Genomic DNA, 19,870 nt, shown 5'->3' on the forward strand with positions numbered 1-19,870 from the left:
CTCCGTCTGCTATCTGTTGACTCTATTATCTGCAATTCCTACCTTTCAAACCATCGTATTCTCTTTCAAGTTACTTACAAACGTGTAAGGCATCGTGAACTTTCTGTGAATGAATCCATAAAAATATCCCCAAAGCTCCTATTCTAGGCTTCGGGGACAAACTTATTTCTATAGACTCTCTTCTTCTCGAACCGTAATCGCCATACGAATAATGCGATTGCGCTCCATCTCTTTAATGATAAAACGTAGATTTTCATATGTAAATCGTTCACCCGGCTCAGGCACATGACCCAGCTCTTGCAAGACGAATCCACCAAGTGTATCGTGGTCAGTTGGCAATTCAATGCCAAGTAGCCCCATCGCCTCCACAATTTCAAGTCGACCATGACAGACCAAACGATTATCGGTGTGCGCATAGACGAGCGTTTCTTCGTCAATATCCGTCTCATCCTCGATGTCTTGCCCAATCATCTCTTCAATAATATCCTCATGCGTGATAACACCAAGCGTTCCACCATATTCATCCAAAACAATGGCCATATGTTTCTTCTGCGCCAGCATCATCTTGAATACTTTTTCCACGCTCGCAGACTGCACAACATATAACGGTTCGCGGTCAATTAGCTCACCCAGGGTTTTCTCTGGATGCATCGACCATTCGATAAACATTTTCGAATAAAACATGCCAACAATCGTATCCATGCTATCCTCATACACGGGATAACGTGTATAATAATACTCTAAAATGGTGTCTCGCACCTCTTCATATGTCGCTTCAATCGGCAAGCCAACAACATCCGTCCGATGTGTCTCAAGGACATCCGATACGTCTTTCTCTGGAAAATCGATGACCTCTTTCAAACGGTTCGATTCCTCCTGCTCAAACGTCCCTTCTATAGAAGCAATGTCCACCAATGATCGTAAATCATCCTTCGTCAACTTCGCTTCCTTCACCGTTCCTTTTGAAATAATGCGAATAAAAATATTCGTGAACGTCGCCAGCACAGCTGTAAGCGGTGTCAATACTTTTACAAAAAGGGTAATCGTTGGTGCCACAGCATACGCGACTCGATCTGAAAATGTCGCCGCAATGGTTTTCGGCAATACTTCACCAAAAACAATAATAACGATTGTTAATATTCCAGTCCAAATCCCTACGCTGAGGCCTTTGTCAATCGCAATCATTGTCACAAGTGTTGGCATCATTATATTCGCGATATTATTGCCGATTAAAATCGCGGTAATCATACGGTCCGGTTTCGATATCAAGTGCTGCAGTCGAATGGCCTGCTTATCTCCCTGATCTGCTCGAAACTGGACCTTCATCCTATTTACTGCCGTTAGTGCCGTTTCACTTCCCGAAAGGAAAAATGACACAAATAAAAAGAAGCCAAGTGCGATAAACAAAGGCGGTTCCTCCCAAAATCAAATTCGTGCAACAATAAAATTCATGCAATTACCAACTTTCACTCATTATAGCATATCCTCCCGCTTTCCGTCCGTCTCGCTTACTTCACTCCCTCGTCATCTGTTATACTATTTCCATTGACGAAATTATTTGAAACGAGGGATTGTATTGACTCAATTACTAGCACTTGACGAGTATTTTCAGCAACACCGAGAAACACATCTTGAACAATTAAAAACATTTCTTCGTATTCCAAGCATCAGCTCTTTATCCGAACATAAAGAGGATATGCAAAAAGCGGCGGAGTGGTTAGTCGAAGCTTTTAAAACAGCAGGTCTTGAAAATCTATCGATTGATGAAACGGCAGGGTATCCCGTTGTTTACGGCGACTGGCTCCATGCGGAAGGACAGCCAACAATTCTCGTTTACGGGCATTATGATGTCCAACCTATAGATCCTTTGCATCTATGGGAAAGCGCTCCTTTCGAGCCTGAAATACGTGACAATAAATTGTTTGCCCGTGGCGCCAGTGATGATAAAGGACAAGTATTTATGCATATAAAAGCCGTTGAAGCACTTATGCAGAAAACAGGTACACTGCCTGTTAACGTCAAGTTCATAATTGAGGGCGAAGAGGAAATCGGTAGCCCGAATATGGAGAGTTATATCGAAGCCAACAAAGAAAAACTTGCAGCTGATGTAATCGTTATTTCCGATACAGGTATGCAAGGACCTGGACAGCCAGCCGTGTGCTATGGTTTACGCGGATTATGTGGCGTACAAATCGATGTGCAAGGTGCAAAAGGTGACCTGCATTCCGGCTTATACGGCGGCGGAGTACAAAATCCGATTCATGCACTGGCAGAAGTGCTGGCTTCTTTCCGTGATCAGGAAGGGACCATTGCTATCGAGGGCTTTTACGACAATGTCCGCCAACTAACGGACGAAGAACGTGGAGCGTACCAAGCTCTTGGCTTTGACGAGGAAGCGTTAAAAGAAGAAGTCGGCGTTACCGAGCTATTCGGTGAAAAAGGTTTCACGCATCTTGAACGTACATGGGCTCGTCCAACACTTGAGGTGAATGGCATCTTCGGCGGCTTTTCAGGCGAAGGCATTAAAACCGTATTACCTGCAGAAGCCGGTGCGAAAATTACATGCCGCCTCGTCCCCGACCAAGATCCAGATGAAATCGTCGGGAAGTTGAAAGCCCATATTGCTAAACACCAACCAGCAGGTGTCACGGTAACCGTTACGGAATTCGACAAAGGAAAACCATTCATCACCCCATTTGATCACCCTGCTATTCAAGCAGCAGGACGTTCCTACGAAAAAGTGTATCACGTGCCAACTGCCTACACACGTGGCGGCGGCTCAATTCCTATCGTCGCTGCGTTTGATGAAATACTTGAGCTTCCTGTCGTTCTAATGGGCTTCGGGTTGTCATCCGAAAACTTCCACGCACCGAACGAACACTTTCACTTGGAAAATTTTGACCAAGGATTGCGTGTCATTGGAGATTACTATTATGAAATCGCAGGATTTACGAAGGATGAATTGAGGAAATGATTGCGTTGCCGGACTCTCTTTGCGAGGGTCCGTTTTTTTATACGCCTATTGAAAAAAAGCACCAAGACGCATGGTTCTATGCAATCTTGGCGCTTTAATCATCACTCTTCTTCTCTACCGTAATACGTCACGATTTCATCCAATGGTTTCCGTGGACGAGCTTTCGGAATTTCATCGAAATAACCGAATTGCAACATGCTGATGATACGCTCGCCTTGTTGAATACCAAGCGCGTCTCGGAATTTCGGATTGTCGAGGAAACCAGGCGTTTTCCAGCATGAGCCAATGCCTTTGTCCCACGCAAGAAGGTGAATGTTTTGGATAAACATACTCGCAGCTGCATAGTCTTCCAGACGCTCTTTTTGACGTGCATCCTCTGGAACGATAACAAATGCAACCGCCCCTGGTCCCGTGAATTTTTTCATCTGTTTCGCTAATTCTTCTTCGTCTAACTCTTTCCATTTTGGCACACCATACTCGCGCAACACCTCAAGAAACTTTACATATTCCTTATCCGCTGCGACAACGAAGCGCCATGGATTACGGTTGCCATGGTTTGGTGCCCATGCAGCATCCTCAAGAATTTCTGCAATATTTTCCGGATCAACCGGCTGACCATTAAAGTTTTTTATCGAACGACGCGAAACAATCGCATCTCTTACGGACAAAGCTTGTGCCTTCATCTTCATATCCCCTTTACGCCATACTACAACCATTATACCTCAATTGTAGATCTGTTGATACTTCCCCACTAAACTACCACATTTCTACTAATCTTCTGAATACACCTCAATTACTTTTCGTGGTATAGTAATACTAGAGAAAAAAACATGGATAAGGATTGATCAATTTGACGAGTAAAAAGCCTATTGCGTGGATTGTAGACAGTACTGCCTATATTTCTGAAGAACTCAAACAACATCCAGACTTCTTCTCCGTCCCCCTAAATATACATTTCGGTGAAAAACAATTTGTCGATGGCGTGGATCTCACATACGAACAACTATACGCTAAAATAAAAAAAAGCGAGGAATTCCCTAAAACATCACAGCCTTCTGCAGGGGAATTTGCAGAACACTTCAAGGTTATTGCAGAACAATATGAACAAGCGATTGCTGTTCATTTGTCCAATAATTTAAGCGGAACGCTTGCTTCTTCTACGGCAGGTGCTGAACTTGCGGGATTCCCTGTCACATTTATCGACTCGTTGTCCCTCTCCTATGGGGCGACTGGTTTAATCGAAAAAGGGATGGAGATGTATGACAATGGCGCAAGTGTGCCAGAAATTAAAACCCAGCTTGAAAAAATGGCAGGCACGGTACATAACTTCATTTTAATCGGTCAGCTTGACCAACTATATAAGGGTGGCAGAATGAGCGGCGTCCAATTTTTCCTTGGTAGTCTGTTGAAAGTAAAGCCCATTGTGCAAATTTCGAAAGAGGGTACGTTAGAAGCAATTGATAAAGTACGCTCCGAGAAAAAGGCGTTGCAATACTTGGTGGATAAAGTTGCAGAAGGACACCATGCAGGCCGACGGAAAATCTATCTAATGCATGGCAATGTTCTAGATCAAGCAGTGCATTTAAAAAATTTGATTGTCGAGCAAGTACCTGGTCTCGAAGTAGAAATCGGAGATATTAGCTCCGTTCTCGCTGTCCATGCGGGAGAAGGAACGCTCGCTGTGTTGTGGTTTGATTGACACGATGAATAGGTGTGAAAAAGCAGTCCCTCTTTGATAGAAGAAGGACTGCTTTTTTGTGGATATGACGCTATTATGCGCGCTTCGACATCGGCTTTGATCGGTTCGCGCTCGGCATTGCCCGCTTCGACGACGGCTTTGATCGGTTCGTGCTCGGCATTGCGTGCTTCAACGGCGACTTTGATCGGTTCGCGCCCGGCATTGCGCGCTTCGACGACAACTTTGATCGGTTCACACTCGCCTTTGCGCGAATCCCTCATGTAGTCATGAAATTTCATCATTAATCTTAAAAAAGACATACTTAGCATTGGGCGAGAACATGTATGAATCTTTGTAATCCCACAGTCGATGTTGCGCGTCGAATGTATGCGCGTTGACATAGGGTACTCCCTCTACCTTTGCAGTAACGATTGTCGAATGATCAAAGCGACCGTCGCCTTCGAAGTCATAGAAGATCACATCCCCTAATCCTAACTGTTCGGCTGATGACACTTGTGTCGCCGTCAATCCCTTCTTTGAACCCGCGAAATACCAACGTAGTGAATGAGAAACAGACCAGCTAAAACTCCAAGTCCCCCCTTGCAACCACCATCCGCGTTCACGATTTGGATAGCCATGCATCGGTGCTCCGCCTGCCAACAAACATTGCGAAACAAAGTTCGTACAATCCACATCGAACGATGGAAATGCCGGATTGCGGCTGTTCCACCACGTATTCGCATAGCGAACAGCCGCTTCCCTGTTGTACATAATCAGACCCCTCCTCCCTACATTTTATGAATGGGAAGAGGAAGGCATACATCGACGATTACTTAAGCTCAATGGAAATATCTCCATTGATATAATTTGGATAGGCAGAGAAATTGATACGTATCGGGTTTTTGTATGGCTGTTTTTCAAATTTGATATTATAATTCTCATACCCTTCGTAGTTCCAATTGCCTTGCGAGGCATAGCCAACATCATTCCCATCGGCGTCTTCTGCTGCGGAAAATATGAAATATCCGCGCTCTGACTCAATCACTTCCTCTCGAATCCGCCCTTCCAGCATACTCGACGTCATGGTCGTCACTTCGAACTTTCCATCGCTTGGCTGTTTGAGAACCTCCTTTTTCTGAAGATCCACAAGCAGATACGACTCATCTTTCAGTATCGCCTGTATTTTATTCAATTTAAGATATAGCTTTTCAGGTCGTTTAAAGTAATTGCTTTCCAAATAAAAAGCACTGCCGCCTTGCCCAATAACCCCATTTCGAGTACTACTCCACACCTCTCCCCTGTCATCTTCTATGCGTAAATCTTCAAGATATAGGATTTCCATTGTGTTTGATTCATCAAAAGCCACTTTCACTTCCACGCGCAGTGGATATATGGTCACTTCTTGAATCGTCATTTTTTGATTTTCCACTTCTATCTCTTTATCGAGTACAAAAACCTTACCTTTCTTCACTTCTTTCGGCAATGTGAAAGGAAGAGAGAAAACCGTTTCTTTCGCCCCCTTTAATTGAAGCTCTAATACAAAGTCTTGCCCCTTCAAGGAAGGCTTCTCTCCGAATACAATTTGGATCAAGTCTTCTCTTCGATTGGGATGCTTTTGATCGGGATTATTATAGGACATCATGCCAGGTGGCATTTCTTCACCATTATGATAAAGTTTGATGTCCTTATAATCCAAATCCTCAATAGAATAAGGCGCTTCCAATGTATAGGCTATGACAATTCCACTTTCATCCAGAATGACACCATCTATCGTCAACGTCATATCATCCTTCGTCTGACTCGCATGAATCGACTGGTAATACTCGTTGTCCATAACCCCCTGTAACCCTTTGTCAAATTGAATATATTCCACCAGTTTCCCCATTCCCGGAATCGAAGCGACTGCGTTGGCAAAAGCAGGTGACACGCGAATGGACGTGACAAATGCAAGTAACAAAACAGCTGCCGCCACAGTCATCCATAATGATTTCCGGCGTTTTCGGCGCTTGGTTCGCCACTTTGCATCAGCGACCAGCACGCCTTGCTGAATCGCGTCGTTCAACTGCTCTGTCGGAATCGGCAATTTGTCCAGTTCCGACTTCATTTCACGTAATTGCTTTTCTTCATTGTCAAACATGGTCCACATCCCCTTTCTCTGAGAGAAAATTTCGTAAGGTCCGCAATGTTTTATGAAGCCTGGACTTAACTGTGCCTTCAGGAATATTTTCGATGACGGCAATGTCTTTGATTTTGGTATCTTGAAAATACATCAGATGAATTAAGCGCTGTTCCGTCTCCGGCAATATTGCCAGCGCTTCTTCGATTTCAAGATGTGTAAAATTCGGATGCGTGCCAAGCTCCTGAAGCCCCTCACTCGACGTATAACGCTTATTCTTTCGTAATTGATCCTGACAGTAATTCATCATAATGCGGACGAGCCATGTTTTTAAATAGTCCGGTTCTTTGACAGTATGAATTTTATTATAGGCCCGTACCGTCACCTCTTGCACCGCTTCAATGGCATCATGCTCATTTTTCAAAAAGGCAAATGCCGTTCGATAAAGTGTTTCTTTATACAGCTGGATAATCTCTAAAAAGGCTTGCGTATCACGTTGAACTGCCCGTTTTGCAAGCTCATGCTCATTCACAACGTCACCCCATTTCAACCCTAGTTATTCATTAGACACACGAGAACGGAAAAAGTTCATTTAAATCAATTACGCCTTGGCGTAATTGTGTCCAGATTTTGAATCGAGTTCGCTCGATTAACTCCCCTAAAAAATCTGCGACATCCGCCGGAGGCTTTATTTTTATTCAGCTGGCATTTGAACACCCCTTAAACAGTAAAAAAACCGAATTCATCCCACTACCTATAAGGGTTGGAGTCGTCTGCTAGATAAAAATAAAAAAAGTGCCAGCCTCTACACGAGGACTAGCACTTCTTTCCATTCAATCTCAATGATGCAACACTTTCGATAAAAAGTTCTTCGCGCGCTCGGAATCCGGGTTAGTAAAGAATTTCGATGGCGGCGCAATCTCGACGATTTTACCTTCCGCCATAAAAACAATTTCATCACAAATTTCTTTCGCAAAGCCCATTTCATGCGTGACGACGACCATTGTCATCCCTTCATGCGCCAGCTTACGAATCGCATCAAGCACTTCCGTTACCATTTCTGGATCGAGTGCCGATGTAGGTTCATCAAACAGCATGATTTGCGGGTCCATGGCAAGCGCTCGCGCAATGGCTACACGCTGCTGTTGTCCACCCGAAAGTCGGCCAGGATAGGCATCGAATTTATCGCCCAATCCGAGAGACTCCAATAATTCTTTGCCTCGCTTCTCCGCTGCTTCCTTGCTCATCCCTTTGACTTTAATCGGTGCCAACGTGACATTTTGTAGTGCTGTCAAAAACGGGTACAAGTTAAAGTTTTGAAACACAAAACCAATATTCATACGCGCTTTATTAATATCCGTCTTCTTATCGTGAATCGAAATGCCATCCACTATAATTTCACCGTTATCGATCGGTTCCAAAGCATTGATCGTTCGAATCAATGTCGATTTCCCCGCGCCACTCGGTCCAATGACTGCGATGACATTGGATTTAGGTACTTCAAGCGAGACATCTGTCAATACATGATGATCGCCAAATGATTTATTGACCTGTTTAATGGTAATCATAAAAAACAACACTCCTTCACAACAACATCAAATACGCCTCGGCGTATTTGCGCCCAGATTTTAATCGAGCCTGCTCGACTAATCCCCCTAAAAAATCTGTGGCATCCGCCAGAGGCTTAACTTGATTCAGCAAATGTATTTGTACTGAAAGCGAAGCGTCAGCTACAGGGAGTTTGAACCCCATTAAATGGCGACTTTGTATCCATTCCATCACTTATAAAAATGACGAATTTCTGCTGAAGCAAGTTTAACTCATTTCTCACTCGCCAACAACCGCTTTTCGAAATAGCGAATAATGAGCGACAGGCTGAATGTCATAACTAAGTAGACCACAGCGACAAACGTCCATATTTCGAGCGGCTTAAACGTTGAGGAGACGAGATTTTTTGCGTTAAGCGTAAGATCCGTCGCCGCAATGACCGAGACGAGTGACGAATCTTTAATCAGGATGATAAATTGCGATGCCAACGGTGGTAAAACGCGTCGGAACGCTTGTGGCAAGACAATATAGCGCATTGCCTGTACATGAGACATACCCGATGACCGCGCTGCTTCCATCTGCCCCGCTGCAACCCCTTGTATACCTGCACGTACAATTTCCGCAATGAATGCAGCTGAGAACGTAGCAAGACCGACAATTGATCCCCAATACGAACCCAGTTTGATAAATTGACCGAGAACGAAAAGTATCCAAAATAGCAAGACAAGTAATGGAACACCACGCATGACTTCTACATATGCAGAAGATATAAATCGGATCAATTTATTTCTTGAAATGCGACCCAAGCCGATAATTACACCGAGCGGGATTGCAAGAAGAAGCGCGATTGCCGAAATTTCCAGCGTTTTCAGCGCACCGTAAATAAACACATCTATATTCTCAGGGATGACACTCCAGTCATATTGATAACCGCCCATCCGAATTCCTCCTCACCATATGAAAAGCACAAGCGCCTGGTAGGGGCTTATGACCCGAGCCCCTAGGCGCTATAGCTAGACAACAAAAGCCGTTAGTCTTCTACGACTTTATTCAACCAATCACCTGTTTCAAACCACTCCGCACGTGAAGCCAATTCTTGCGGGCTATCAATATAGCTATCTAAAAATGAGTTAATCCACTGAAGTGTTTCAAAATCATTTTTCTTCACAACAATTCCTAAGTTCTCGACTGAAATTAAGCCCTCAACCTGTCGAACTTGACCTTCATTTTGCAAATTCCAAACAGCGATAGCCGGCTCATCATAAACAACCGCATCTGCATGTCCTTGTACTACTGCTGTTGCTGCAAGCGGGAAATCATCGAAGTCCAACACTTCTGCATTTTTAAAGATGTCCTTCGCTAACAACGATCCTGTCGTTCCAATACCTACCGCAATTTTCTTCCCTTTAACATCAAGGTCTTCCCATGACTTTGTCGATGTATCTCCTGCTGGAACCATCATCGCTTGACCTGTTTTAAAATAAGGGTCCGACAAACTAACAGCTAACGCACGGCTCCCCGTAATCGTTACGCCCGCAACAACTACATCGACTTCTCCTGTTTGCACTGCCGAAATAAGGCCATCAAATACGAATTGTTTAAACTCGACATCTACCCCTAACTCTTCTCCCATTTTCTTCATAATATCGATGTCATAACCGATAAATTCACCTTTACCAGCGCTCATTTGGAACGGGAAGTATCCCGGTGCAACACCAAATACGATTTTTTTCTTTTTCAAGACATTTTGTAATGTCGAGTCGTCCGTCGAAGGACCCGCAGCATCATTACTACAACCTGCAATGACAAGTACCATTACTAGCAACATAGCCAATAGCGATTTCTTCATCTCTCTCCATCTCCTTTTTCTAAATTAACTAAACATTCATACACCAGTACCATTTAGTATAAAGTAATCCGTTTCATCTGTCTATATGAGTTGAAAGACTATTCATACTGCTGTACTTCTGGATAGACCGCTGTTGTGTAAACATCATTTCTATCATTTAAATATAAGGATAAGTAGTACTATAGCAGTTATAAGTATTCGTGTAAATGCATATTTATACTTTTGGTTAAAATAAAAAAAGCATCCGCATCAATTGGATACTTTCAAAACTACGATGGCCTAGCTCCCACCTTTGAAAAACAGAAAAAGTGCTTCGAAATAAATCGAAGCACTTTCCGTATGGAGAATACCGGGTTCGAACCGGCGACCTCTTGCGTGCCACGCAAGCACTCTCCCAGCTGAGCTAATTCCCCGTATATCATGCATAGAGCATGACGTTTTCTATTTGAGCCGTGCATTCAGCTCGCTTATCCTTCCAGCTGAGCCAATGCCCCAAATATTTGGTACAATGAAAAGTATAACAATAAGTTTCAAAAAAGACAATAGGCGGGGGGACGATTCGATGCAGCATGCAGAAAGAGAAATTATCGGACCCGTTGCGCTTTGTGACAGCAAAGGGCTATTGAATCCGGAAGCAATCGGCTTTGCACGGCAGCCTTTCATCCAGAGCAACTTGACGGGCCATTTCATGCGAAAGAAGAAGTGGAATTATTGGTGTGTGTATGGAGAAGACCTTCTATTTTCAGCAACAATCAGCCATCTCGACTATGCGGCTGTTTGTTTTGTCTATATTTTGGATTACGAAACGCAACGATTTTATGAGAAACAAATTACGATTCCAATTGGACGCAATGTCAAAATGCCTGAGGGCGTTCTCGACAGCGTCAAATTTATCAATGATAGCTTGACTGTTCAGCTTGTACATATACAAGGCGAAACACATCTATCTGTGACCATACAAGACTTTGACAATGAAGTGCTCCATGCGGATTTGCATATTGTGCACCCGCCACATGACGAATCCTTAAACGTCGTCATTCCAAAAAGCCGCGAAATCTTTCAATTTACGGCGAAGCATCATTCATTGCCCACGTCTGGCTTTGTTAAGATTGGCAACAAGCGCTATGATTTCAATCCCGATTATAGTTTCGCCGTACTCGATTACGGACGGGGCGTGTGGCCGCGCAAAGCCGAGTGGAACTGGGCGATGGCATCCCAGCGTCTAGGTGGGCGACGAATTGGTCTAAACTTTGGAGGCAAATGGACGGATGGTACAGGAATGACTGAAAATGCGGTCTTTATCGATGGAGTTATGACGAAAATTCATGAAGATGTACTTTTTACCTACGATCCAAAAAACTTTATGAAGCCTTGGAAAATCCGCACGAAATTCTCGGATACGATTGATATCACCTTTACCCCCTTCTTTAAGCGTGTCTCGCTCACAAACGTCAAAATTGTTCGCACTGAGGTCCATCAGCTTGTCGGTTATTTTAATGGAAGGGTTCAACTTCATGACGGCTCGATTTTGTACATCCGACAAATGCTCGGTTGCACAGAAGAACATCTTGCAAAATGGTAAGGGAACGGATTGATATTGCACATTATAGGTGATTTTTCCGCACGGTATTTTATTCCACTACAACTTTTTGTTTAATGTACGGATTTTTAGGCAAAATAATGATAAAGGCTACTATGAAAGGTTGTGTTTCTTTGAAGAAAATAACGCTAGCAGGATTTCTCGTCTTAATTGGCATTTTAGCACTGAGCGGATGTGGTAACTTCGGAAAAAATGCCGATAAGCCGAGTCGAGAGGATGCAACAATTATTCATGAAGATGAAAAAGCTGGGGGCTCCATCGAAACGGGAGATGGCTATGGCTTCACGGAATTTAGTCTTGAAATCGATGTCGACCAAAAAGATGCCATCGAAGCGGATTATGATGTGACAAAACTTGCAGATGCCGAATACGAAAATAAATTAACCAATGTCCAGTTGAAAAACACTCAAGCAATCACCGAACTGGACAAGCTTTTCAAAAAAATTCTACTGACAAAAGATACACCCCAACAGGAAGTAATCGATAAAATCTTGGGATGGTATCAGCTAGATACGTACTCCAAGTTCGATCTTGAAGTCCATTTTGACGATGGTACCCTTCTCGATATCGAAGACACCCAATAACTGAACAAAAGCGCAAACGCCTGTTTAGGGGCGACAGGCGCTGGAGTCCGGACGTCAATACGAAAGAGGCTACAGGTGGACGATTCCCCCATGTAGCCTCTTTTTATTGAGTATAACTAAACCTTCGACTCCGCCAACATCGTGTAATAAACCCCTCGCTGCGCAATCAAGTCCTCTTGGCTTCCCGACTCAATGAGCTCACCATGTGCCATTACATAAACGGTATCCGCTTTCCGCACAGTATTTAGCCTATGCGCAATGACAAAGCTCGTTCTATCCGCCATCAAACGATCAAGCGCTTCCTGGATTTGCAGTTCCGTAACCGTATCAATGCTACTCGTAGCTTCATCGAGAAGTAAAAGGACTGGATCTGCCACAAGCGCCCTCGCAATGGACAGCAACTGTTTTTGTCCCTGTGAAATTTCGCCGCCATCTGCTGTTAGCACCGTATCATAACCATTTTCCAAACGACTAATGAAGCTATGCGCATTGGCTTTCTTCGCAGCTTCCACCACTTCTTCATCCGTCGCATCGAGTTTGCCGTAACGGATATTCTCACGAACGGTCGCTTCAAAGAGAAACGGATCTTGTAAAACGAAGGCTGTCTGACTACGCAATGTTTTTCGCGGTAGTTCATGAATCGGAATACCATCTATCAAAATTTGCCCTTGATCTGCTTCGTAAAATCGCGCGAGCAACTGCATAATCGTCGTTTTCCCTGCACCTGTCGCCCCCACAAAGGCCGCCGTCTGCCCTGCTTTCACATGAAATGACACACCGTCAATCGTGTAGCCATCCGTTTCGACTGTATAACCGAATGATACATTCCGAAACTCCACATCGCCTCGTAATCTTTTATCAATATGTTCATTTGCCGCGTCTTCCTCAACCGGCTCGTCCATAATGTTAAATACTCGCTCTGCACCTGCAATTGCTGACAGCACCGTGTTGAACTGATTCGCAAGATCATTCAATGGCCGCGTGAACTGCCGCGCAAATTCCGAGAATATGACAATCGTTCCAATCGTCACGGCGCCATCCCCTTTTAACGCTAGCAAACCTCCCACACCAGCCACAATCGCAAAGCTTGCGTTGTTCAACATATTCATCACTTTCGGGATAAAGCCTGAATACGTCAACGCCCAAAAGCCTGATTTCCGAAGCCTTTCGCTTTTCTCCGCAAACTCTTCCAATACACGCGCTTCTTGCGAAAAGGCTTTGACAACACGCTGACCGGAAATTGTCTCTTCAATCATACCGTTCAATGCACCAATCGCTCGCTGTTGCTCTTTAAATAGTGGCGCCGTCCGACGTGTAATCCAGCGCATCGCGATAAACATCACCGGAACAATCATCATCGTGAGCAGCGTCAACAACGGACTTAAATATAGCATGACCGCCAGTGTACCCGTTAGTGTCAACACGCTTGAAAAAACTTGAATAAAGGAAGAATTCAACGTCTGACTGACGTTTTCAATATCATTCGTCACCCGACTCATCAGTTCTCCATGCTGTCGTTTATCGAAAAAGGATACCGGTAATTTTTGAAGATGGGCAAACAAGCTTGTCCGCAATCGGTAAATCGTTTGCTGGGCAATGCCGACCATCCAAAAACTTTGAAAATACGTCGCGGATGATAACCCGATGTAAATCGCGATTAGCAAGCCAATTTGCTGACCAAGCCCAGCAAACTGCATAGGAATAATATAATCGTCAATGATTTTCCCAATCAATAAGGGACCGAGCAATGCGAGTGCAGAGCTAACCAATACCAGTGCTAGCACCGTAATAAGTAATCCACGCTGTTCATCGACTAGTTTCCAAATTCGGTACAGCACCGATTTCCAGTCGCTCGCACGTGCCCCCTTCTTCTTCTTTGCCCCTTTCAAATCTTCTTTCGTAATAATCGGCTCATAACCAAACGGTTTACGGATTCTGTGTAGCATCAGCTATCCCCTCCTCTTCCGATTGGGATTCCGCAATTTTCCGATAGAGTGCGGACTGCTCCATCAACTCATCATGTGTTCCATAACCGACGACTTTTCCTTCATCTAATAGAAGGATTTTGTCCGCCCCTTGTGCCGTCCGAATTTTTTGCGTCACAACGAGCATCGTCGCAGCTTCACCTTCAAGTGCATCCCATAAAGCCGTTTCCGTTTTCACATCGAGCGCACTCGTACTATCATCGAGAATAAGAAAGGACGGCTTGCGTACAAGTGCACGTGCAATGGACAGACGCTGTTTCTGCCCGCCCGATAAGTTGACGCCTTTCTGTCCTACCCGTGTTTCATACTTTTGTGGGAATAAATCGATGGATTCGTGAATTTGTGCCTTTTTCGCCGCCAGTTCCAAATCATCGACATGTGCCTCTATATCGCCCCACGCTAAGTTTTCCATAATCGATCCTGTGAATAACATCGACTGTTGCGGCACAAGGCCAATCGTGTCACGCAACTCTTTTAACGTCCATTCCTTCACTTCCGTACCGCTAACATAAATGTCGCCAGCAGTCGCTTCAAACATCCGTGGAATTAAATTCAATAGCGTCGACTTCCCAGATCCCGTCGCCCCCATTATGGCAAGCTTCTCTCCCGCTACCACATGAAACGACACGTCATCGAGAATCGGTACAGGCTTTCCAGGATAGCTGAACGATACATGCTCAAACCGCAAATCCCCTGCTAGCTGGTCAAGCCCTGAACTTTCGATCGTATGGACTTCCAAGTTTTCATTCGCCAGCAATACTTCCTCCATCCGTTCCGCAGAGGCTTTTGCACGGGAAAATACCACGATGATAAAGGAAAACATCGAAAACGCCCCAGTCATACGCATGGCATAGTTGACGATAGCCACAAGTTCTCCAACTTGCGCACCGTCACCGCGCACCTCAACAGCGCCAAACCACAAAACAGCCATGAGACTACCATTCATCACGAGTAACAATACCGGTAAAATCAACTCCATCATACGCATCGCCTTCACCGTATCTTTTCGCAATAAATCGGATACGTTCGAGAAACGACTCGCTTCATATGTCCCCCGTAAATACGCCTTAATGAGCCGAACAGCTTGCAAATTCTCCTGAATAACCCGGTTCACGCGATCCAATCGCTGCTGAACACGCGCAAAATAGTGGACCCCTTTCCTCGTCATAAAATAAAGGAAGAAAAATAGCAACGGTGCGCCAATTACTAGCCATAATGCCAGTTTGACATTGACGAAGAACGCCATGATTAAGCTACCAATGACGAGCAATGGTGCACGCATCATGATGCGCAATCCCATGAAGAGAATGTTTTGCACCATCGTCACATCACTCGTTAAACGCGTAATCAGACCTGATGTCGGAAAGCGTAGAAATGTTGACATCGAAAATGCCTGCACTTGCCGAAAAAGCGCCTGCCGCAAATCAAACGAGAAGCTTTGTGCAACATGCGCAGCAAAATAAGAATTCGTCACGCCCGAAAAGAGTGCAACGAATGCCAACGCCATCATAACGCCACCCCATGTCCAAATCACCCCCTCATCCCCGGCCAGAATACCATCATCGATAATTTTTTTGATGAGCAATGGCTGAATGAGCTCCACCGCCAATTCCAACAACATCAAACTTAACGCAACGACAATCGGCCATTTATAGGGCTTCGCATAAGATAAAATTGTTTTCATTGTTTGACCCTCCAAAACCCCTTCGTTATACGAATTAATCACTAATAGTCCCCATTATGCCATAGCGCTCGGGGGCATGTATAGGCAACCAGACTGAATTATAGGATATTTCGGATTGAGGAGGATTCAGCATTACAACAGTTGCATTTTATAACTAAATGACATATAGTACATTACAACAGTAATGCACTAATATTTAGGAGGTGACGCGAATGCTCGACATAGACGGTTCGAAACCGATTTACGTACAAATTGCAGAGTGGATTGAAACAGAAATTATCGATGGAACCCTTCTGCCCGACGAAAAAGTTTATTCACAATACCAGTTGGCGGAGCTGTTCAATATTAATCCCGCAACTGCTGGAAAGGGGCTGACATTATTGCTTGAAGCTGAAATGGTGTATAAGCGGCGCGGCCTCGGGATGTTTGTCGCACCAGATGCACGTGACAAATTATTGGCAAAACGCAAGGAAGAAACGTTACGAAGGCTGATTCAAGAATTGCTAAATGAAGCTACACTGCTTGGCGTCGATGAACAGCATTTACTAGCAATGATTGCAACAGAGCGCGCACGAAAAAGGGGGAAGGAATCGTGACGGTGATTGAATTTAATCATGTGACAAAAACATACGGGGCTCGCCGAGTGTTAAATGATATGAACTTTTCAATTGAAGAAGGCGTGTTAACGGGTATTATTGGTAGGAATGGGGTTGGCAAGACAACACTGTTGAAAATGATTGCGGGTTTTCTAAGAGAATCTTCCGGGTCTGTGCAAGTTTTCGGAGAAAAGCCCTTTAATAACTTGAAAGTATCAGCCAATATGATTTTCATCGACGATGCGATGAACTTTCCTGATGCCATGACTTTGCAAGATATTTTACATGAATGTCAACGCTTCTATGCAAATTGGGACGCAGAACTCGCTGATCGCCTCATCAGTTATTTTGGATTTCACAAAGATGCAAGGCATCGTTTTTTATCGAAAGGGAAAAAGAGTACTTTCAACGCGGTGGTCGGAATTGCTGCGCATTGTCCACTGACGATTTTTGACGAGCCGACAACCGGCATGGACGCCGCGGTACGTAAAGACTTTTACCGTGCATTATTAAAAGATTATTTGAATCACCCAAGAACGATTTTATTATCCAGTCATCATATTGAGGAAATCGAGGATCTACTAGAGGATATACTGCTTGTTCATAATGGAGCTGTCCGATTCCACGGCCCTATCACTGATCTTCAGGAAATGTTCGTTTCATTACAAGGAACTACTGAGTTGCTGGCTCTCCATGTGCAAAAGAAAAATATCATCAGCCAACAGACACTTGGCCCTTATCCTGAATGGCTAGTGGAAAATACATTTACTGAAGATGAAATCAGCCGCATAAAAGCAGATGGCATAATCATTTCACCCGTTTCAGCGAATGCCGCTTATATCGCTTTAACCAACAAATCGAAAGGAGCGATTGATGATGTATTTGACCGAACCGAAATTCTTTGACATAGTCATCCGACAATTCCGTTTTAAGATGAATGCCAACGCTGCGGCGTTTACGACACTGATTATTTTACAAGTTGTCCTCCTGTTCACAAATATCAGTGGAGGATTTTCACACGGTTATGATGCGCTTCAACTTTATGAACAAAGTTTGTCGAACGATGCTGTTGTTGCCGCTACCTTGTTTTGGGCGTGTATTCTAGGTTTTTTATTAACGTCTGAAGCACAACGCAACGAATCCTTTACGTTTGTGTCAAATCGATTGAGCTATCATGTAACCAATTTCTTATTTATGCTAACAGCTTCCATCATTGGCGGAGTAACTGCTGTTTTAACGGGCTCTGTTGTAAAATTATATGCCATTCTACAATTTGAAGACATCATCGTTACTACACCTGGGCTACTTGTAGCTCCATCTGATTTTTTCATACGACTTGCGACAGCCATTGCCTATACGCTACTGTTCTTTATGGTGAGCTATACCATCGGCATGTTTATCCAACTGAATAAGATTTTCCTTTTGCTATTCGTGATAGGGTGGATTGCCCTTACGATCATAGAAAATACGTGGGCAACCTTTTCTTTCATGCAATCTATTTTCGCATTTTTTTGGCATGAGCATTCCATGACGGTCTTTTTATTGAAGGTGAGCAGTACGATTCTTGGATTGTTTGCGACTTCTATTCTTATTACAAATCGCTTGGAGGTGAGAAGATGATCTCTTTCTTACTTCTTTTCCTTATCATCGTTGGTACGTTCTACTTCCTTCTTTGGCGGAATAAACCGACTGTCCGGAAAACAACAATCCGCTTTAGTAGAAGAAACCATTTCGCCGTCATTGTTGGTTATGTTGTCTTTCTACTTGCTGTGCTCATTATTTCAGAATTTGTTGAACGGCAATATCAATCATTTTCTCCCGTAAGCGAATTAACGGAATCGGATTATACCAAACTAGATAACGCCCTTAGTACTGGGATAATTAGCGAAACTTACAATTCGCAGCTGATTGACAAACGAACGCATCCTGTAGGAAACACGCTCAAAATCCGGAATGATTATGATGGCGCTTATATCTATATACAGCGTAAAAATGAGCAAGATGGCATCATTGAGGAATTGATTTATAAGCCTATGTTCTTTGTCAACGATCTCGATTTCTCTGATAAAGTGACGATTGCAAAACCTATTTGGCAGGATGACACACTCATCATTCCCCAACAACCTTTGACAGAAGTTCAATATATCACGTTCCATGAAGCTATACTCCTTAACCAAATGACAAAAACAAGTATCCAAAATTCCTCATTCGGCAGTTCTGCATTCAGATCGACTATCGTTTATTTAGTCGTTCCAGAAGGTGTCGATATTGAAACGTCATCTGAGAATCTCATCGAATACGTTAGACATTGACAAAAGGACCGATTCCCAGTAGGAGTCGGTCCTTCTCTATTTTTACGTTTCCACCCTACTCCCCGCAACCGATAGCCACGTCACGCCAATGAGCATAACAATTCCACCGGCCAACTGCCACATGCCGAGCACCTGCCCGAACCAAATGACCGAAATTACCATGGCTGTTAACGGCTCAAAACTCGATAAAATACTTGTTTCTACTGGAGATATGTATGTCATACTGCTGAGGAATAATACAAATGCAAGCGTCCCTACAATAATCACTAGAACAAGCATAAGGGCAATTTCCCACTCTAATAAATAATGGATTTCCTTTATAATAATTAACGGATTCATAAGCATAAGCGCAAAACCGCCGATAAGCATACCCCAGCCGACTACTAACAGCACACCCCATTCCTGCATCAACCGCACGGGGTATAGCGTATAAAATGCAAAGGTGAAACCGACCAATACACCCCAAAGAACCGCCACCGGACTCAAGGCGAAGCCGGACAATGAGCCATTCGTGAGAAGAAAAAATAGCCCGACAATCGTCACAGCCATACCAAGTACTTGCGCCGTCGGTGGATATGCTTTTTGTTTCCATGAGACGAATATGATAATATAAATCGGTGCTAGAAACTGAAATAACGTCGCAATAACAGCATTACTCGTTTGAATCGAAGAGACAAATGTATATTGAACACCTAACATTCCCAAAATACCAAATATGACAATTGGACGCACCCATATCTTTTGGCGTATAGGTGCTGTGATTTTTTGACCTTTTACTTTCAGAAATACAAGCAAAAACGTCCCCGCAATCAATAGACGAATGATGAGCATAAATGGAACTGATATCGCACTATTTGCAAGCATCCACTCCATCATCGGTCCCGTTGCTCCCCATAACATCGCCCCTACGACAATCATAGTAATCCCTTTTATTCTCTCCATTT

At 43.9% G+C, this 19,870-nt stretch carries 19 protein-coding genes and 1 tRNA gene; 8 read left to right on the plus strand and 12 right to left on the minus strand.

Annotated elements, in window-relative coordinates:
* Positions 1-168: 168 nt before the first annotated feature.
* Complete coding sequence (locus tag MKY34_RS00580; protein ID WP_342513319.1) at positions 169-1,407, minus strand: CNNM domain-containing protein; 1,239 nt, start codon at positions 1,405-1,407, stop codon at positions 169-171.
* A 169-nt stretch (positions 1,408-1,576) separates the two neighbouring features.
* On the opposite strand from MKY34_RS00580, the gene MKY34_RS00585 reads away from it, so the two are divergent.
* Positions 1,577-2,974, plus strand: coding sequence for a dipeptidase (locus MKY34_RS00585; protein WP_342513320.1), 1,398 nt, complete (start codon positions 1,577-1,579; stop codon positions 2,972-2,974).
* Positions 2,975-3,075: 101 nt separating this feature from the next.
* Here the strand turns inward: MKY34_RS00585 and MKY34_RS00590 are convergent, their stop codons facing one another.
* Positions 3,076-3,657, minus strand: a complete 582-nt coding sequence (locus tag MKY34_RS00590; RefSeq protein ID WP_342513321.1) for a nitroreductase — start codon at positions 3,655-3,657, stop codon at positions 3,076-3,078.
* A gap of 167 nt (positions 3,658-3,824) precedes the next feature.
* On the opposite strand from MKY34_RS00590, the gene MKY34_RS00595 reads away from it, so the two are divergent.
* Positions 3,825-4,673 carry a DegV family protein gene (locus tag MKY34_RS00595; protein ID WP_342513322.1) on the plus strand — a complete coding sequence of 283 codons (849 nt, stop codon included), beginning with the start codon at positions 3,825-3,827 and terminating at the stop codon, positions 4,671-4,673.
* A gap of 264 nt (positions 4,674-4,937) precedes the next feature.
* Here the strand turns inward: MKY34_RS00595 and MKY34_RS00600 are convergent, their stop codons facing one another.
* The 7 genes from MKY34_RS00600 to MKY34_RS00630 all read right to left on the minus strand — a co-directional run bounded on the left by MKY34_RS00600 (position 4,938) and on the right by MKY34_RS00630 (position 10,578).
* A complete protein-coding gene (locus tag MKY34_RS00600; protein ID WP_342513323.1) occupies positions 4,938-5,423 on the minus strand; it encodes an amidase domain-containing protein in 486 nt (161 codons plus the stop codon).
* Between the two features lie 58 nt (positions 5,424-5,481).
* Entirely contained in the window at positions 5,482-6,789 is a 1,308-nt protein-coding gene (locus MKY34_RS00605; protein WP_342513324.1) for a DUF4179 domain-containing protein, read from the minus strand.
* Positions 6,782-7,300: a sigma-70 family RNA polymerase sigma factor gene (locus tag MKY34_RS00610; RefSeq protein WP_342513325.1), complete on the minus strand. Its 519-nt coding sequence runs from the start codon at positions 7,298-7,300 to the stop codon at positions 6,782-6,784. The genes MKY34_RS00605 and MKY34_RS00610 overlap by 8 nt, the downstream gene beginning before the upstream one ends.
* Before the next feature lie 307 nt (positions 7,301-7,607).
* Positions 7,608-8,336, minus strand: coding sequence for an amino acid ABC transporter ATP-binding protein (locus MKY34_RS00615; protein WP_342513326.1), 729 nt, complete (start codon positions 8,334-8,336; stop codon positions 7,608-7,610).
* Positions 8,337-8,588: 252 nt separating this feature from the next.
* Positions 8,589-9,254 (minus strand): amino acid ABC transporter permease, encoded by a 666-nt coding sequence (locus MKY34_RS00620; RefSeq protein WP_342513327.1) that lies wholly within the window; start codon positions 9,252-9,254, stop codon positions 8,589-8,591.
* Positions 9,255-9,346: 92 nt separating this feature from the next.
* The gene (locus tag MKY34_RS00625) at positions 9,347-10,165 is read right to left on the minus strand and encodes a transporter substrate-binding domain-containing protein (RefSeq protein ID WP_342513328.1); all 819 of its coding nucleotides are present in this window, start codon (positions 10,163-10,165) and stop codon (positions 9,347-9,349) included.
* Between the two features lie 340 nt (positions 10,166-10,505).
* Positions 10,506-10,578 (minus strand) — tRNA-Ala (locus MKY34_RS00630).
* Positions 10,579-10,727: 149 nt separating this feature from the next.
* Here MKY34_RS00630 and MKY34_RS00635 point away from each other — a divergent pair.
* Positions 10,728-11,747, plus strand: a complete 1,020-nt coding sequence (locus tag MKY34_RS00635) for a DUF2804 domain-containing protein (RefSeq protein WP_342513329.1) — start codon at positions 10,728-10,730, stop codon at positions 11,745-11,747.
* A 131-nt stretch (positions 11,748-11,878) separates the two neighbouring features.
* The gene (locus tag MKY34_RS00640; RefSeq protein WP_342513330.1) at positions 11,879-12,349 is read left to right on the plus strand and encodes a YusW family protein; all 471 of its coding nucleotides are present in this window, start codon (positions 11,879-11,881) and stop codon (positions 12,347-12,349) included.
* Between the two features lie 116 nt (positions 12,350-12,465).
* Here MKY34_RS00640 and MKY34_RS00645 read toward each other — a convergent pair whose 3' ends face one another.
* Together MKY34_RS00645 and MKY34_RS00650 are read right to left on the minus strand one after the other, a co-directional pair.
* A complete protein-coding gene (locus MKY34_RS00645; protein ID WP_342513331.1) occupies positions 12,466-14,295 on the minus strand; it encodes an ABC transporter ATP-binding protein in 1,830 nt (609 codons plus the stop codon).
* Positions 14,276-16,018, minus strand: coding sequence for an ABC transporter ATP-binding protein (locus tag MKY34_RS00650; protein WP_342513332.1), 1,743 nt, complete (start codon positions 16,016-16,018; stop codon positions 14,276-14,278). Before MKY34_RS00650 ends, MKY34_RS00645 begins: the two co-directional genes overlap by 20 nt.
* Before the next feature lie 212 nt (positions 16,019-16,230).
* Between MKY34_RS00650 and MKY34_RS00655 the strand changes: the two genes are divergently transcribed.
* The 4 genes from MKY34_RS00655 to MKY34_RS00670 are packed head-to-tail and all read left to right on the plus strand — an operon-like array spanning position 16,231 to position 18,926.
* On the plus strand, positions 16,231-16,614 hold the full coding sequence (locus MKY34_RS00655) for a GntR family transcriptional regulator (RefSeq protein ID WP_342513333.1): 384 nt from the start codon (positions 16,231-16,233) through the stop codon (positions 16,612-16,614).
* The gene (locus MKY34_RS00660) at positions 16,611-17,519 is read left to right on the plus strand and encodes an ABC transporter ATP-binding protein (protein ID WP_342513334.1); all 909 of its coding nucleotides are present in this window, start codon (positions 16,611-16,613) and stop codon (positions 17,517-17,519) included. The genes MKY34_RS00655 and MKY34_RS00660 overlap by 4 nt, the downstream gene beginning before the upstream one ends.
* The gene (locus MKY34_RS00665) at positions 17,491-18,234 is read left to right on the plus strand and encodes a hypothetical protein (RefSeq protein ID WP_342513335.1); all 744 of its coding nucleotides are present in this window, start codon (positions 17,491-17,493) and stop codon (positions 18,232-18,234) included. The genes MKY34_RS00660 and MKY34_RS00665 overlap by 29 nt, the downstream gene beginning before the upstream one ends.
* A complete protein-coding gene (locus MKY34_RS00670) occupies positions 18,231-18,926 on the plus strand; it encodes a hypothetical protein (protein ID WP_342513336.1) in 696 nt (231 codons plus the stop codon). Before MKY34_RS00665 ends, MKY34_RS00670 begins: the two co-directional genes overlap by 4 nt.
* Before the next feature lie 42 nt (positions 18,927-18,968).
* On the opposite strand, the gene MKY34_RS00675 is transcribed toward MKY34_RS00670, so the two are convergent.
* Positions 18,969-19,868 carry an EamA family transporter gene (locus tag MKY34_RS00675; protein WP_342513337.1) on the minus strand — a complete coding sequence of 300 codons (900 nt, stop codon included), beginning with the start codon at positions 19,866-19,868 and terminating at the stop codon, positions 18,969-18,971.
* Positions 19,869-19,870 lie beyond the last annotated feature (2 nt).

It is taken from the genome of Sporosarcina sp. FSL K6-1522 (assembly GCF_038622445.1).
Taxonomy (GTDB): Bacteria; Bacillota; Bacilli; order Bacillales_A; family Planococcaceae; genus Sporosarcina.